The following is a 15822-nucleotide window of genomic DNA, read 5'->3' on the forward strand; positions in this document are numbered from 1 at the left end:
GTCTCGAACGAGCCGGATGGGGATGTGGCCATGAGCGTTGCCAGGATCGTGTCGGCCTTGCAGTTCTGCCCGGGTGGTTGCGTGTTCGGTCCACCGGCCCGGCGCGATCCTGCACCAAGCCTGCAAAGTCGCCTCTTCAACATGCTGCTGCGCCTGCTGCCGTTCAAGAAGCAGCTTGCGTCGGCTGAAGCCATTCAGGCGCATGTGCAGAAGCTCGCATTGGAGCCTGTAACGTTCGAGCCGACGGGACTCGGCCGTGGCGTCGAGGCGACGCTGACGAAGATGGGCGGCTGGCCGGTCTATTACACGGCGCCGTCGTCGGGACATGAGGGCTGCAACTACGTCATGTTCCTGCATGGCGGAGGCTTCATCAACGAGATCGTGCCGGCGCATTGGCGCTTCGTCGGACAGATGACGCGGCAGGCGCGCGTGTGCTGCGTCGTGCCGATCTATCCGCTGGCGCCGCGCGCGACCGCGAAGGATGTCGTGCCGGCGACGGCGGAGCTGCTCCGCATGCTGCTGGAGGACGCGGGGCCGGCCAAGGTCACGGTGGTCGGCAATTCCGCCGGCGCGGGCCTCGCGCTCGCGGCCTGCCAGTGGCTGCGCGATCGCGGCCATCGGCAGCCGAGCCGGCTGATGCTGATCTCGCCCGCGGCCGATGCGTCGGTCAGCCGTCCGGAGCAGGTGGCGATCGCTGCGCGCGATCCGATGCAGGACATTCCGGGGATCGTCGAGGCGGGACGGCTCTATGCCGGCGAGCTCGATGTCGGCCATCCCTTCGTCAGTCCGCTCAACGGCGCCTTCCGCGCGCTGGCGCCGATGACGATTTTTTCGGGCACGCGCGATCTGCTCTACCCCGATAGCGTCGATCTCGCGGAGCGGGCGAGGGCGGCGGGTGTGCCGGTCGAGCTGCATCTCCTGCGCGATCAGCCGCATAATTATGCGCTGATGCCGACGCCGGAGGGACGGCGGGCACGTGCGATCATTCTGCGTGCACTGGCTAATCTGCACAGAGAATCGTCTTCATAGGTAGGAACTTTGCACAACGACATAGATCAATTTCCGAATCAGTTGGAAGAAGTCGATCCTGAATCTTTAGGCGAGCCTCGGAAGGCCTTAGCCAGCTTTTCCAAGGCACCGGCAATCTGATCAATTGGGCTATCTATGTCGGTCTTGTATTCCACCATGTCGGCCGAAACGAGGACTGCATACTTTGCGAACGTCTCCAAATCGTCGTCGCCGCGGAGGAGGGCAACCAGGCGAGATCGGTACAACGCGGACATCGCTGTGTGTTGTTTGTACGCTCTATTGAGAATGATCACCAAATAGATGGATACGGCAACGACGGCGATTCGAACTAGAAGAGCCGTCATAATGCGATTAGTTGGGTCGAGAACTCTTTGTTCTGCTTCCGACTGCTTGCCGACCAGCTCGTCCTGTCGTTGCCCCAACCGGCCGATTTGGTCTAGCGCATCTTTCTTATCGCTATCGGTCATTGTGAAGGAGTTGTTGGTGAAGAACGATCGTCTGGCATCTAATTCTTCTTTCACCTGTGATAGGCTGCCGAGCTTCACAGCGTCAAAATTCAAAGCCGCACCGGCAAACGCGACAAATAACGCGAGCAAAGCCAAGACGACCATTGACGAAACACTGTTGAACTGAGCGCGCCGCGAATGCATTTTAGCACATGTCAACAGTTCATGGGCGCGCAGCTTGCGGAATGGATCGGTCTGAAGCGCGTCGGAGATTTGGTCGAGGCGCTTTTCAAGCCGAGCTGCGTGGGCTCTCCTTGCAACTTCGCCAAAGATTAGTAGCACCAAAATAGCGATCGCAATTGCTGCAACTGCCGTTGATGCCTTTGAAGAGGTATTGACGAGGGAGTCCAGCAACATGAGGCTAAGAGCAAGGACCGCAATGCTGGCCACAACTACATGCAGCCAGCGGATCAGGGGGCGGATTGTTGCTGCGAGAAGTCTAAGACTCGCCTCCGACGTGGATCGTACTGTGTTGATGAGGGACGACATGGCTACTCCGGCAATTCGGGAATTTGTGACATTTGCCAGCGGCACATCGGGCGCGCCCCGTTGTTGAGGCTGGCCGGCCTAAAGCTCGCTGACCTCTGCAACCCTGCGCGCTAAACGTCGCAAGAAGCAATCAGAGTGGACGGTGGTCGGGCGGAAGCGAGGGATGGCGTTGCGGTGCGTCTGTGGAAGTCGACAGGCGCTTAACCTGCATCAAGCGGGGGCGTCACTGGCCGAGCCTTTGGGATGATAACACCATCCCCTCCACCACCATGGCGACTCAAGTGAGCAACAGCTATCGCGATCCATGCCAAGAAAGAAAACAGGCAACATATTAGCCCCACCCTCAAAACCCTGCTGAGAGTATGCGTTTACACGCAGGGGTAGTCAAATCGGCGTCTGTGTAAAAAGCGGCGCAATCGCGCAGAGCTTTAATTGTGTTTTGATGCCGACGCCGGAGGGACGGCGGGCGCGTGCGATCATCTTGGGTGAGGTGGCCTAGGGGTGTGGCGTGATCATTGTCACAGAGCGCGCTGCCGCGAACGGTCCGGCGCTGGCGGTGCCCACATGGAGGGACAAGGCGGCCCGCGGGGCGTTTCCTCCTAGGTCAGTCGTCCTGGCATCCGTCGATCCGGTACCAGTAGTTTTGCGGGGCCTTCAGGCGTGGCCCTTGATCTCATAGTGACCCGGCACGCATTTGTAGCGCTCGAGGCGCCAGTTGGCGTGATAGATCGGATGTTCGCCCATCCATTTCGCCAGCGGTGCCTGTGCACCAATTGCACACTGCATCATCGACATTTCGGGCGTCATGTTGCTGTCGGTCACGATCTCCTCGACGCAAGCGCCCGAGGCAGATGCACCTAGCCGGCAGAGCACGGCAACGACGGTCACGAACATTCCAGTCACCTCATCGGTAGTTTCAGACCACGAAGAGGATGCAAGCGGAGTGCCAGAGCCTGTGACACAAACAACACGCTGGCCTGGACGACTCGACCCGGCGTCCACCTTCATTTGACGATTCGGATTGTAAAAAAATTGCCATTAACCCGAAGCCGGACAAATACGGGGAACCCGCAGGAAAACACCCGGGAATGATCGATTGTCAGGGCAGCGCCGCGTATGAGCCACTTCACAAGGCCCACGCGGCCGATACGATTCGTGAAGTTGCGGGCACTCGTCAAAAGAGCGGGGCTGCCGCAGCACCACAGGAAACGCGAGGGCGAACCATGAAGGTGCGACCGACCGGCGTGATCCCGCCGATGACGACGCCGTTCCGGAAGGACGGCGAGATCGACCTCGAGCTCGTGGCGCCCCAGGTCGACTGGATGCTCGGTGCCGGCGTGCACGGCGTCGCGGCCGGCGGCTCGACCGGCGAGGGCCACACGCTCGACCATGAGGAGTATCGCGACCTCATGGAAGCGACAGTGGCGGCGGTGAAGGGACGCATTCCCGTGATCGCCGGCATCATCGTCGACTCCACGCGCGATGCGATCCGCCGCGGCAAGCTCGTCCGCGACATGGATGTCGCCGCGCTCCAGGTCACGCCGGTGCATTACCTGTTCAAGCCGGACGAGGAGGCGATGGTCGCGCATTTCCGCGCCATGGCGGACGAGACCGGCTTGCCCATCATCATCTACAACGTCGTGCCATGGTCGTATTTGTCGCCGGCGCTGTTGACGCGGATCATGACCGAGGTGCCGCTGGTCGTCGGCGTCAAGCAGAGCGCGGGCGATTTAAAACTGTTCGCGGACCTCATGATGATGGCGCCCGACAAGCTGATCTACAGCGCTGTCGATGCCCTGATGTATCCGTCCTACACGCTCGGAGCCCATGGCTCGATCGCGGCGATCCTGACCGCGGCGCCGCATGCGTCCGTCGCGCTGTGGGATGCGGTGAAGGCAGGCGACCATCCGCGCGCGCTCGACCTGCACAAGAAGCTGCTGACGCTGTGGAACGCTGTGATTGCCGACAATCTGCCGGCCTGCACGCGCTATGCACAGATACTCCAGGGCCTGCCGAAGACGTATCCGCGCGCCCCGATGCCGGAGGCATCAGGCGCGCAGCAGGCCGCGATCCGCAAGGCGCTGGAGGGCCTCGGCGCGCTACACGGGGCGCGCATCGCGGCAGCCGAATAGTCCGCAGGCCGAAATAACCGATATCGAACAGTCGCGCCAATCCGCTTTTACCTGCGGATGCGGCGCTGCTACATTTTGCGCGCGGCCGCGTCAGCGGCGGATTGACAAGAAACACACCGACAAGGGGAGGGGCCGAAAGTCCCATGAAGGATTTTGCTGGAAAGATCGCGGTCATCACCGGCGGCGGCACGGGAATGGGGCGCGAGCTCGCGCGGCAGCTCGTTGCCGAAGGCTGCAATGTCGCGATGTGCGACGTGTCGGAGGCCGCGATGGCCGAGACCAAGCGGCTGTGCGAGGTCGAGAAGCTGCCGCAGGGCCTGCGCGTCACGACCCATGTCGCCGACGTCGCCATCGAGGATCATCTCAAGCGCTTCCGCGACGAGCTCGCCGAGCAGCAGAAGACCGACAGGATCCATCTGCTCTTCAACAATGCCGGCATCGGCGGCGGCGGCAGCCTGTTCACCAACACGCGCGAGCAGTGGGAGCGCACCTTCAACATCTGCTGGGGCGGGGTCTATCTCGGCGTGCGCACCTTCCTGCCGATGCTGGTCGCGGCCGACGAGGCCCACATCGTCAACACCGCCAGCGTCAACGGCTTCTGGGCCTCGATCGGCATGGGCCAGGCGCACACCGCCTACAGCTCGGCCAAGTTCGCGGTGAAGGGATTTACCGAAGCGCTGATCAACGACCTGCGCCTGCACGCCCCGCACGTCAAATGCTCGGTGGTGATGCCCGGCCATATCGGCACCTCGATCGTCTCCAATTCGCGCAAGGTGCAGAGCGCGGACGGCTCGGAGCGGCTCAACGCCGACGAGGTCGCGCTGACCCGCAAGCGCATGGTCGCCGCCGGCGTGCCGGATGCCGACAAGATGTCGGACGAGGACATCCAGGCGGCGTTCGCCGAGCGCGCCCGCAGCTTCCTCGAGGACGCGCCGACGACGGCCGCGCAGGCCGCCAAGATCATCCTCGACGGCGTCAAGGCGGAGCGCTGGCGCATCCTCGTGGGCGAGGACGCCAAACGCCTCGACGAGCGTGTCCGCGCCACGCCGGAGCAGGCCTACGACCGCGCCTTCTACGAAAGCTTTACGCAGGAGGTCGGCTGGCGACTCGGTTGAGTCTGCTTCGCCGTCACGGCCGGCGACGCGCGAATATGGGTATGATGATCGTCATGACAAGAGGTGCGCAGGTCATTTGACGTGCCACCTCTTGCCATTGTTCACAGCCTTATGACGAATTGGAATGTCACGCATGCGGCGCGGCCAATCGTTCAAGCATTGTTCAAGCGATGGTGATCTCAAACACCTGTAATGGCGCGCGCGGCAGCTTGGTTGACGAAGCAAAATAGTTTACTCAATCAGGGGTAACGCGATGACAGAGCGTAGCTCCCGATGATGCCCGCATGCCTCTCCGACGACTTGATCCTGTGCCCGGAACGAGAGGATATCTCCGCTGAATTCACGCGGCTCCTCACCGCGGCCCAGGAGGGCGGCGCCACGATCGCGGAATGCCTGATGATCGCGCGGCAGCTCAAGAGGGGCGACGAGCAATCCTGGCATCGCGAGTGGAAGAAGCTGGCGCGGACCAATCGCCACCGTGCCGAGGCCGCGTTCGCGGAAGGCCACATGGCAACGGCGCAGCGCAACTGGCTGCGGGCCCTCAACTACTACGGCGCAGCCGCAATGCCGCTTGATCCCTCAGACGAGCGCCGCTGGGTTGCGGTGCTGGCGATGCAGGAATGCGCCCGCCGCTATCTCACGGCGCGTGCGCCGGCGGGCGAAGTCGTGACTATACCCTGGGTCGAGGATCATGCGTTGCAGGGCTACTTCCTGCCCGCGCCGTCGGCACGAGGCCGGGCGCCGACCGTGATCTGCATCGGCGAGCCCGGACATCGCAAGGAGGAATTCCTGTTCAAGCTCGCGCCGCATGCGCGCGAGCGCGGACTGTCGATGCTGGCGCTGGACCTGCTCGGCGACCAGCGCGACGACTACACCGATACGCTTCTGCAGCGCCGCGACCTCGAGAGCTCGATTGCGAGCGTCATGGATTATCTGGAAACGCGCGGCGACGTGGATTTCGATCGCGTCGCCATCGTGGCGGACGGATGGGGCTCCTCTTTCGTGGCGCGCGCGGTGTTGCAGGAGCCGCGGCTGGCTGCGGCGGTCTGCGACGGCGGCCTGTGGGATCTGCACGAACGATCCTTCTTCGCCAGCCGATTCGCGATGAGCGACCTCAGCATCGTCCCGGTGCCGCATGCACCACTGATGGCCTCCAGCGCCGATTGTCCGGTGCTGATCACGCTCGGCGAGGATGGCTGGCTCAAGGCCGACCGGGCGCGTCAGATCGTCCAGCAATCCCGGCTCGGCAGCTCCGACATCGCGCTGAAGGTGTTCACCGCGGCGGAGACCGGCGCGGCGCAGGCCCATGCGGACAATCCCAGCCTTGCCAACGAATACATCTTCGACTGGCTGGAAGCGCGGCTCGGCGCCGGGCGAGGGATCTGAGCGCCTCGCGCTTTAGCTTGTTATTTGAGCATGATCTTGTCGGAAAACTTTTCCGGATCATGCTCAGAAATCGAGCGAGATCCTGACGCAGGCCTTCTCCAGCCGGGTCTTCAGCGTCGCCAGCTTGGTGGTGAATTCCGTCAGCTCGTTCTCGTCGAACTCCTGGAAGACGAATTCGCGAATCGTCTTGTACTGCTCGTTGAGGCTCGCGATGTGCTTCTGGGTCTTGTCGACCAGGGACAGCCGCACCACGCGGGCGTCGGTCGGCGAGGGCCGCCGGCGCAGCAGGCCCTTCTTTTCCAGCAGCTTGGACTGAGTGGTGACGAAGGAGGGATCGACGTGGAGCAGCTTGGAGACCACGTTGACCGGCACGCCGTCGTCCTTGTCGAGGTCGGAGATCGCCATCAGGATCAACCATTGCGGGCCGCTGATGCCGAGCGTTCTCGCCCAGAACTGACGCAGCTCCTCCAGATACATGTTGATCGAGGATATCTCCCAGGTGAAGCGCCTGATGATATCCAGATTGCCGATGGAGCGCAGGCGCGCTCCTTCTTTCCTCGTCGCGGACACAGCATCACTCCCGTGAAATGATTCTTCAGGCCGGTGTTCGTGGCGGGGCATAGTCCACGCAAGCCTGCCCTGACGCAAGTGCAGAGCAGGGTAATTTTGTCACTAAAACTACAAAGATGAGCCGGTCAGCATATTCGCTTGCCCTGAGTGTTGCGCCCAGGGCACAGGTTTAGTGAAACCAGAAAGCTTATCAAATAAACTATTTTGATTAGTGGAACGACGCAGGCATATTGCTCGCCGACGGTGGGGGGTACTCGATCGTCCCGTTGCAGGTGGTTCGCTCACGTCCCTCGCGTCGAAAGCGGGTGTGTCCGAAAGCGCGAAGCGGCCGAGCGGATTTGAAGAGACGGGGATCTGGGGGGCCTCACGGTCCAGTCTCCGTAAAATGAGCAACTTGGAGGTTTTAAATGAAAATGGTGAAGAGCCTTTTGCTCGGCACTGCGGCGGGTCTGATCGCCGTCGGCGGAGCTCAGGCGGCTGATCTTCCGGTCAAGGCCAAGGCGGTCGAGTACGTGAAGGTCTGCTCGCTCTATGGCGCGGGTTTCTACTACATCCCGGGCAGCGACACCTGCATCAAGCTCGGCGGTTATCTGCGTGCCGAAGTGGCGCTCAATTCCGGCGGCAACTACAACGGCCAGTACAGCAACGTGTTCGCGGCGAACAACCGCCTGACGAACTACTACTCGATGCGCGCTCGTGAAGATCTCAACATCGACACGCGCACCGCGACCGAGTACGGCGTGGTCCGCACCTATTTCGACGCGGTCTTCACCTGGACGACCGGCAACTATGTCGGCACCGGTTCGGGAACGGGCGCCACCCAGTACAGCGGCACGCTCGGCCTCAACGCTGCGGGCACGGGTCTGGTCGGCTCGAACGGCGGCGCCGTCAACGGCACCGACGGCGCGATCTCGGGCGGCTCGCTCGGCGTCTACTACGCCTTCATCCAGTTCGCCGGCTTCACCCTGGGTAAGGCGGTGTCGCAGTTCGACGCGCCCTGGATCAATTATCCCGGCAACAACTTCGACCAGCTGGTCGGCGGCAGCGGCACCACCAACGGCGTCGTCCAGGCCACCTACACGGCCGATTTCGGCCAGGGCGTGACGGCCGCGTTCTCGGTGCAGGACCAGACGCAGGTCTTCCAGACCAACATCTGGAACACCGCCGGCATGTCCACCACCGGCGTCCTCGGCGGTGCCTACGGCTCGAACAACCTCGGCGGCACCCGTGCTCCCGACATCGTCGGCATGGTCCGCGTCGACCAGGCCTGGGGCCTGTTCCAGGCGTCGGTCGCCGCGCACGACAACCATGCCGGCTACTACGGCGCGACCGAAGTCACCGGCCATCCGGAAGACAAGTGGGGCTGGGCCGTCCAGCTCGCCTTGCAGATCAAGAACATCCCGACCGGCGCCGGCGACGTGATCAACGTCTCGGGCGTCTACACCGAGGGCGCGAGCCGCTACAACTTCCAGGAGCTGGCCGCGACCAGCTACTCGATGTTCGGCAGCTCGAACGCGGCGTATCAGAGCATCGGCTTTGCCGGCGTGTCTGACGCGGTGTTCGGCCCCGGCGGCCAGCTCGAGCTGACCAAGACCTACGGCTTCCGTGGTGCCTACACCCACAACTGGAGCCCGTACTGGAACACGGCGCTCTACGGCGCGTGGGCTGCGGTCAACTACAGCGGTACGGCGAAGAGCCTGATCTGCGGCAGCGCCGCGTTCGCCACCCTGACCGGCAGCTGCAACCCGGACTTCAACATCGGCCAGGTCGGCGTCATCACTCGCTGGACGCCGGTGAAGAACCTGACCTTCTCGGCTGACTTCACCTACAGCCATCTCGACCAGAAGTATTCGGGCGTGATCACGACCGGTGCACTGACGGGCGTCGCCAAGCCGGCGGCCACCTACGAGCTGAAGGACCAGGACACCTACAGCATGCTGCTGCGCGCCCAGCGCAACTGGTAAGGTCGGGTCTATCGAACTTGATGAAGCCCCGGCGGGAAACCGCCGGGGCTTTTTCTTTTGAGGCTTTCGGAAAATCCGGCGGCCTGCAGGTGGCGAAGACGAGCCATGCGATTCGACCGTCTTCAAACTTATTTACTTACCTGAGTTAATCAGCTATATAGCTCTCAGCCAAATACGAAAGTTGCGGCTCTTAGCTTCACGCTAAGCCTCCAGGAACCTCCGGTGATGCCCCGCCGGAGGTTTTTCTTTTTCGGCAAGGTACGCGTCAAGCACGACGCTAGCCGCGCATCATGCGGGCGCGCGAGTTCGGCCGGTAGGCGAGGCGGCTGTGACCGGCGCAATAGGGCTGGCCGTCGGGGGCCGTGTTGCCGCAGAAGCAGAAATCGTCTTCGCCCGGGCTCGAGATCGGCCAGCGGCAACGGTTCTCGGACAATTCCAGCAGCGAGCAGCGATTGGCGTCGTCGATCGGACCAGCGACGACGGGCGCTTCGGTCTCGCCGTAGATCGTGGCGAGCATCTCATATTGCAGCCGCGGTACGGCGCGTGTCGCGCGCGCCGGCGGCGCCAGGCTTCGCTCGAGCCTGCGGTCCTCGACCGCGCGGCTGCGCGTCAGATTGAGCCGGGACAGCTTGCCGATGACCGCGTTGCGGCTGACGCCGATGTCGGCGGCGATCTCGCGGCAGGAGAGGCCGGCCTCGAAGTGCTGCTTCAGAAGTTCAATTCGTTCGTCAGTCCAGGTTGGTGAGAGAACAGGCATTGTAACGGTCCCAGGTTGCAGATGTCGGCCATCCGCATCGCAAGATCCGTCCGCCTCACGTCCGGCGCGCGCTCACGTCCTGCCATTGTCGCGAATCGACAGAAGTCCGTCCTTGATGGCGAGACGGATGCCTTCCTCGATCAGGGTTCGTGCGACGCCGGGAACGCTGGTGCCGTGGGTGCCCTGTCTCACCAGTTTCTCCAGATAGGTGATGGTCGAGAGCGCCAAGGTTACGGGAATGCGGTCAGTCTCGGCTTTTTCGGTGGCCATGGCCGAACGCTAGCCTCTTACTCGGGTACATAAAAGTAACGATTAAGACTCTATTTAGGTTCGGTGGTGGAAGTCAATGCGTTCACGATTCGGAGCGCAGTGCATTGGAATCGCTCGGGAAATCGGGCACGCGGCGGCGCGCCGCGCGGAGACCGGCGCGGCGACGTGGCGTCTGGAGGTCAGGGAGTGCGGGCCGGCTCAGCCGTGCACGATGGCCTTTTCGATCATGCAATGGATGCCATTGGAGCCGTTGACGGTCTGGGTCACCCGCAGATCGGCCGCCAGGCTGCACAGGGTGTAGGCGTCCTCGCGCGACAGGTTTCGGGTCTCGCCGAGCAGGGCGATCATGTCGCGCAGCGCGCGCACGGCGCACTGGTCGAGGTCGGGGTCCATCGCCATGGTCATGTAGTGCGTCGCCGTCTCGGCGCGGGGATAGTCGAGCTTGAGGTCCTTGCGCAGCGTCAGGCGGAAGCGGCCCTGCAGCGCGGTCTCGATCGCGGTGACGCAGACCTCGCCGTCGCCCTGCACACCATGGCCGTCGCCGCAGGAGAACAGTGCGCCCGGAACGAACACCGGCAGAAAGAGCGTCGCACCGGCACCGAGCTCCTTGTTGTCGAGATTGCCGCCGATGGCGCGCGGGACCAGCGAGGAGATGCGGCCCCAGCTAGGTGGCGGCGACACGCCCATCACGCCGAAGAAGGGTTTCAGCGGCAGATCGAGGCCCCACGGCATGCGGCCGACCATCCGCGTCCGGTCGAGCGGGATGTTGAGGATGCGTGTCTCGTGGAAATCATCGGGCAGGGTGCCGGACAGTGGCTTGATCATGTTCCAGCCCCAGTCCTGCCGGAGCTGGACGTCGAGGATCTCGACCGCGAGCACGTCGCCGGGTTCGGCCCCCTCGACCGCGATCGGTCCGGTGAGGATGTGGCCGGGCAGCATGCGCTCGCTCCTGGCGTGAACATCGTGCATCTCGGGCGGAATGTGAAACTTGTCGCGGTCGGGCAGCATGTCCGGGCCGCCGCTGATGGTGTCGACCGTCACCTCGTCGCCGCTTTTGATCGTCAGCACCGGCTTGAGCTTGGCTTCGAAGAAGCCCCAATGACAGGTCTCGGGGCTGGAATGCAGGTGGTGATGGGTCATTTGCGGCCGTCCAATCGGTTTGCTTGTCATGCCCGGGCTTGACCCGGCGAGCGATCCTCTTTCAAGAAGATTTCCGATCATGGACGGGCTGGTCAAGCCCGCGCATGGCACGGTCATTCAAACGAGGCTCCCCTGTATTTCGTCCTGTCCAAGACAATCGGCACGGCGCTGCTGCCGATCAATCTCCTGGTCGAGCTCGGCATCCTGTCGCTGGTGCTGATGCTGACGCGCTTTGCCGCGCTCGGCCGCAAGCTTGCGGTGACCACGCTAATCCTGCTGGCGCTGGCTGCGTTCTCGCCGCTCGGCAATCTCCTGCTTTATCCGCTGGAGTCGCGCTTTCCGAAATGGGACCCGTCGCGGGGCGCGCCCGACGGCATCATCGTGCTCGGCGGCTCCGTCGACACCGATCTGTCGGCGGCGCATCGCACGCCGGTGGTCGCCTCCGCTGCCGATCGCATGCTGGCACCGGCCGAGCTCGCGCGCCGCTATCCGAATGCGCGCATCGTCTTCACCGGGGGCTCGGCGAACCTGGTCTCCACCGATGCCAAGGAAGCCGACTACTCCGCGCCGATCCTGGAAAGCCTCGGCATCCCGAAGGAGCGCCTGATCGTCGAACGGGACTCGCGCAACACCTGGGAGAATGCGGTCTTCACCAGGCAATTGGTGTCGCCGAAGCCGGGCGAGCGCTGGCTGCTGGTGACGTCGGCCTTCCACATGCCGCGAGCGATGGGGATCTTTCACAAGGCCGGATTTGACGTCGAGGCCTACCCGGTCGACTGGCGCATGGGCGGGCGCGACGATCTCTTCGCGTTCACCCATCTCGGCAAGGAGGGTCTCGGCAGGACCGACGTCGCCATGCGCGAATGGATCGGTCTTCTGACGTACCGCATCCTGGGCCGGACCGGCGAGTTGCTACCGGGGCCGGGCAGGGACTAGAACAGGGGTCGCACAACAAGAACACAGCACCGGCGCGCGACCGCCGGCCGGGAGGACGCGATGCAGCAGCAGAGTGCGGAGAGGATCGACCTTGCCGGCCTCGTTGCCGATCTCAACAGCCTGTTGCGGCTGAAGACGACGGTGATCGGCATGAAGCTGTTCGCGCAAGTTGCCGACATGGAAGCGATCCCGAAGATCCGGCGGCCGAACGCGATCCACACCACCGATCAGATCGTCAGCATGGCCGCGCGTCTGGGCTGGACCGTCGGCATCACCGCCGACGACCTTGTCGGCGCGCAGTGCCGCGCGGTGATTGGGCTTAGCCCCCAGGACGACAAATGGCTCGCCGGCGAAAACTACGTCGGGGTCTGGCACGGCACTGCCGAGGACGCGCGCAAGCGCCAGGAGGCGCTGGACGTGGTTCCGTTCGGGCATTATCAGGCGCTCGCGGTCAGCCCGCTCGCGAGCGGCCGGCTCGATCCACCCGACATCTGCCTTGTCTACGCGACACCGGGGCAAATGATCATCCTGATCAACGGGCTGCAATATACCGGCTACAGGAAATTCGAGTGGGGCGTGGTCGGCGAGACCGCCTGCGCGGATTCCTGGGGGCGGGCGCTCAAGACCGGGGAGCCCAGCCTGTCCTTGCCATGCTATGCCGAACGGCGCTATGGCGGCGTGCCGGACGAGGAGATGCTGATGGCTTTGAAGCCTTCGCATCTCGCCAAGGCAATCGAGGGCATGAAGGCGCTGGCGAAGAATGGCCTGCGCTATCCGATCCCGCCCTATGGTATTCAAAGCGACGTCCGTGCCGGCATGGGCGTGAGCTACGCGAAGAAGTAAAGGCCAGTCATGAGCTCTGCGAAATTCGACATCGTCGTCTACGGCGCGACCGGTTTCACCGGCCAGCTCGTCGCCGAATATCTGGCGGCGCATTACAAGGACGACAAGGCGCTCAAATGGGCGATGGCGGGCCGCAGCCTCGACAAGCTGAAAGCGGTGCGTGATGCCATCGGCGCGCCCGCGGACACGCCGCTGATCGTGGCGGATGCGTCGGACGCGGCCTCGCTGAAGGCGATGGTGGCGCAGACCAGGTCGGTGATCACGACGGTCGGTCCGTATCAATTCTACGGTGAGGACCTGCTCGCTGCCTGCGTCGCTGCGCGGGCGGATTATTTCGATCTCTGCGGCGAGCCGGTCTGGATGCGGCAGATGATCGACAAATACGGTGCGGCCGCCAAGGCAAGCGGCGCGCGCATCGTGTTCTCCTGCGGCTATGATTCCGTGCCGTTCGAGCTCGGGACGTTCTTCGTGCAGGAGGAAGCGAAGCGCGTCTTCGGCGCGCCGGCGGCCCGCGTGAAGGGCCGCGTGCGCGACATGCGCGGCACGCTGTCAGGCGGCACCGCGGCGAGCGCGAAAGCGACCTTCGACGCCGTCGCCAAGGACCTCAGCCTTGTCGCCATCCTCAACGATCACTTCGCGCTGACGCCCGGCTTCACCGGTCCGAAGCAGCCGAAGGGCAACCGGGCGGTCTTCGAGGAGGACCTGCAATCCTGGGCCGCGCCGTTCATGATGGCGCTGATCAACACGCGCAACGTCCATCGCTCCAACATGCTGATGGGCTTTCCCTACGGCCAGGACTTCGTCTACGACGAGATGGTCCTGACCGGCCCCGGCGAGAAGGGCGAGGCCAACGCGAAGCGCGTGATGGCGGCCAATGCCGAGAAGACCGGCCCGAATGCGCCGAAGCCGGGCGAGGGGCCATCGAAGGAAGAGCGCGAGAACGGTCTCTTCAACCTGCTCTATGTCGCGATCGCGCCCGACGGCCGCATGGTCCGCGCCGGCGTCACCGGCGACCGCGATCCCGGCTACGGCTCGACCTCCAAGATGATCTCCGAATGCGCGATCTGCCTGCTGCGCGACGCGAGCGATGTTGCCGCGGGCTTCTGGACCCCGGGTGCGGCGATGCAGCACAAGCTGATCAAGCGGCTGCAGGACAATGCGGGGCTGACGTTCGGGGTGGAGAAGTAGGCGCAGTCGCGCGCCACAAATACGGCTGTCATCGCCCGGCTTGACCGGGCGATCCAGTACTCCGAGACAGTGGGGCAAGAACGGATAGGCCGCGGCGTACTGGATGCCCGGTCAAGTCGGGGCATGACAGCGTCGTAGGGTGGGCAAAGCGAAGCGTGCCCACCGCTTTTGCGATTGCTGAGAGATGGTGGGCACGGCGCGTTGCGCCTTTGCCCACCCTACGGCAGCGTTGGTGCCGCTACACCGCCCGCGCGTCATAGGCGTACATGAACTCCATGCTCTTCGAGCCCAGCGGCAATAGCCATTTCAGCATTTGATTGCGCATCCATGCGCCGGTGGCGCTGAACTCGCGCTTGCTGTTGCCGTTGCGGCGGGCCATCGCGACGATCTTCTCGGTGCGCGGGCGGCGTTCGGTCTCGAAGGCCTGGAAGGTGGCGCCGAGCTCCTGGCCCTCCTGCATCAGGCGGGCGAGCCGCATCGCGTCCTCCAGCGCGAGCGAGGCGCCCTGGCCGGCGTGAGGGCTCGTCGCATGCGCGGCATCGCCGATCAGCAGCGAGCGCTTGCGCGACCAGGTCGGCAGGGTCGCGACGTCGAGCGTGTCGGTGACAACGATGTTCTCGGCCGCTTCGATGATATCAGGGATCGGATCGTGCCAGTCGCGGTGGAAGCCGCGCAGATGCTGCTTCAGCGTCGCGTGGTCGAGCGCGCGGAACATCGCCGCGTCCATGCCGTGCGCGGGCTGCGTGCTCCACCACATCACGCCGTCGTTCGGGTCCGGGCTGCAATGGCCGTAGCCGAAGAAGCCGCTCTGGCCGAACGTCGTCTCGACATGCCGGCCGATCGGCCTGCCGTCGAGGACGGCGTGCGGCACGAAGCCGCCGAAGCCGATCAGGCCGGTGTCGAACGGCTGCGGGCCATCAGGCACGACCTGGCGGCGCACGATCGAGTGCACGCCGTCGGCGCCGATCAGGAAATCGCCTTCGGCGGTGGTGCCGTCGGAGAAGTAGGCGATGATCGGCTGGTCGCCGCGATCCTCGATCTTGATCAGGCGCTTCTCGAAATAGAGCGAGACGCAGGCGCACCAGGCCTTGTCGATCAGGATCTCGTTCAGCGCCGCGCGGGAGATGTTGACGGCCGGCTGGCCGAAGCGCCGCGCCATGTCGCGGTTGATCGAGCCGAGCTTCTCGCCGCCCTGCGAATAGAAGTCGAAGGCCTCCGCGACCGAGCCGCGGCAGATCAGTTCGCTCGCAAGCCCGATTTCGTCCATCACATGCATGCCGTTCGGCGCGATCTGGAGGCCGCCGCCGATGCCCTTCGAATAGGGCCATGCCTCGTAGATCGCGGACTCGATGCCGGCGCGGCGGAGCAGGATCGCGGCGACGGGCCCGGCGATGCCGGCACCGATGATGAGGGCCTTGCGGGGACGATAGGACATGGCTTGCTCCCGACGTTTCCGTGATGCTAGGAGAAATTACGGTCGCTAAATCTCTTAGTGAC

General features: G+C 63.8%; 15 protein-coding genes. 8 read left to right on the forward strand and 7 right to left on the reverse strand.

Annotation, left to right across the window (positions count from 1 at the left end; translation table 11 throughout):
* The first annotated feature begins 30 nt into the window (after nucleotides 1-30).
* A complete protein-coding gene (locus QA649_RS21545; protein WP_283025912.1) occupies nucleotides 31-1029 on the forward strand; it encodes an alpha/beta fold hydrolase in 999 nt (332 codons plus the stop codon).
* A gap of 38 nt (nucleotides 1030-1067) precedes the next feature.
* On the opposite strand, the gene QA649_RS21550 is transcribed toward QA649_RS21545, so the two are convergent.
* Both QA649_RS21550 and QA649_RS21555 read right to left on the reverse strand, forming a co-directional pair.
* Nucleotides 1068-2024 carry a hypothetical protein gene (locus QA649_RS21550; protein WP_283025913.1) on the reverse strand — a complete coding sequence of 319 codons (957 nt, stop codon included), beginning with the start codon at nucleotides 2022-2024 and terminating at the stop codon, nucleotides 1068-1070.
* A 654-nt stretch (nucleotides 2025-2678) separates the two neighbouring features.
* Nucleotides 2679-2918, reverse strand: coding sequence for a hypothetical protein (locus tag QA649_RS21555; protein ID WP_027547402.1), 240 nt, complete (start codon nucleotides 2916-2918; stop codon nucleotides 2679-2681).
* 329 nt (nucleotides 2919-3247) lie between these two features.
* On the opposite strand from QA649_RS21555, the gene QA649_RS21560 reads away from it, so the two are divergent.
* The 3 genes from QA649_RS21560 to QA649_RS21570 all read left to right on the forward strand — a co-directional run bounded on the left by QA649_RS21560 (nucleotide 3248) and on the right by QA649_RS21570 (nucleotide 6657).
* Entirely contained in the window at nucleotides 3248-4156 is a 909-nt protein-coding gene (locus QA649_RS21560; RefSeq protein WP_283025914.1) for a dihydrodipicolinate synthase family protein, read from the forward strand.
* Between the two features lie 143 nt (nucleotides 4157-4299).
* Entirely contained in the window at nucleotides 4300-5271 is a 972-nt protein-coding gene (locus QA649_RS21565; protein ID WP_283025915.1) for an SDR family NAD(P)-dependent oxidoreductase, read from the forward strand.
* Between the two features lie 273 nt (nucleotides 5272-5544).
* The gene (locus tag QA649_RS21570; RefSeq protein ID WP_283025916.1) at nucleotides 5545-6657 is read left to right on the forward strand and encodes an alpha/beta hydrolase; all 1113 of its coding nucleotides are present in this window, start codon (nucleotides 5545-5547) and stop codon (nucleotides 6655-6657) included.
* Between the two features lie 63 nt (nucleotides 6658-6720).
* On the opposite strand, the gene QA649_RS21575 is transcribed toward QA649_RS21570, so the two are convergent.
* Nucleotides 6721-7227: a MarR family transcriptional regulator gene (locus tag QA649_RS21575; RefSeq protein WP_026311904.1), complete on the reverse strand. Its 507-nt coding sequence runs from the start codon at nucleotides 7225-7227 to the stop codon at nucleotides 6721-6723.
* A gap of 407 nt (nucleotides 7228-7634) precedes the next feature.
* On the opposite strand from QA649_RS21575, the gene QA649_RS21580 reads away from it, so the two are divergent.
* Nucleotides 7635-9191 (forward strand): porin, encoded by a 1557-nt coding sequence (locus QA649_RS21580; RefSeq protein WP_283025917.1) that lies wholly within the window; start codon nucleotides 7635-7637, stop codon nucleotides 9189-9191.
* A gap of 277 nt (nucleotides 9192-9468) precedes the next feature.
* On the opposite strand, the gene QA649_RS21585 is transcribed toward QA649_RS21580, so the two are convergent.
* The 3 genes from QA649_RS21585 to QA649_RS21595 all read right to left on the reverse strand — a co-directional run bounded on the left by QA649_RS21585 (nucleotide 9469) and on the right by QA649_RS21595 (nucleotide 11358).
* The gene (locus QA649_RS21585; protein WP_283025918.1) at nucleotides 9469-9948 is read right to left on the reverse strand and encodes a GcrA family cell cycle regulator; all 480 of its coding nucleotides are present in this window, start codon (nucleotides 9946-9948) and stop codon (nucleotides 9469-9471) included.
* A 72-nt stretch (nucleotides 9949-10020) separates the two neighbouring features.
* The gene (locus QA649_RS21590; protein WP_007603456.1) at nucleotides 10021-10218 is read right to left on the reverse strand and encodes a hypothetical protein; all 198 of its coding nucleotides are present in this window, start codon (nucleotides 10216-10218) and stop codon (nucleotides 10021-10023) included.
* A gap of 198 nt (nucleotides 10219-10416) precedes the next feature.
* A complete protein-coding gene (locus QA649_RS21595; protein ID WP_283025919.1) occupies nucleotides 10417-11358 on the reverse strand; it encodes an acetamidase/formamidase family protein in 942 nt (313 codons plus the stop codon).
* A 219-nt stretch (nucleotides 11359-11577) separates the two neighbouring features.
* Between QA649_RS21595 and QA649_RS21600 the strand changes: the two genes are divergently transcribed.
* From QA649_RS21600 to QA649_RS21610, 3 genes are read left to right on the forward strand one after another with little or no spacing between them, the layout of a single operon-like run.
* Nucleotides 11578-12294, forward strand: coding sequence for a YdcF family protein (locus QA649_RS21600; protein WP_283025920.1), 717 nt, complete (start codon nucleotides 11578-11580; stop codon nucleotides 12292-12294).
* 60 nt (nucleotides 12295-12354) lie between these two features.
* Complete coding sequence (locus QA649_RS21605) at nucleotides 12355-13137, forward strand: DUF169 domain-containing protein (protein WP_283025921.1); 783 nt, start codon at nucleotides 12355-12357, stop codon at nucleotides 13135-13137.
* Nucleotides 13138-13146: 9 nt separating this feature from the next.
* Nucleotides 13147-14325, forward strand: coding sequence for a saccharopine dehydrogenase NADP-binding domain-containing protein (locus QA649_RS21610; protein WP_283025922.1), 1179 nt, complete (start codon nucleotides 13147-13149; stop codon nucleotides 14323-14325).
* Between the two features lie 238 nt (nucleotides 14326-14563).
* On the opposite strand, the gene QA649_RS21615 is transcribed toward QA649_RS21610, so the two are convergent.
* On the reverse strand, nucleotides 14564-15760 hold the full coding sequence (locus tag QA649_RS21615) for an FAD-dependent monooxygenase (protein ID WP_283025923.1): 1197 nt from the start codon (nucleotides 15758-15760) through the stop codon (nucleotides 14564-14566).
* Between the last annotated feature and the right edge of the window lie 62 nt (nucleotides 15761-15822).

The sequence above is a fragment of the Bradyrhizobium sp. CB1717 genome, from assembly GCF_029714325.1.
GTDB lineage: Bacteria > Pseudomonadota > Alphaproteobacteria > Rhizobiales > Xanthobacteraceae > Bradyrhizobium.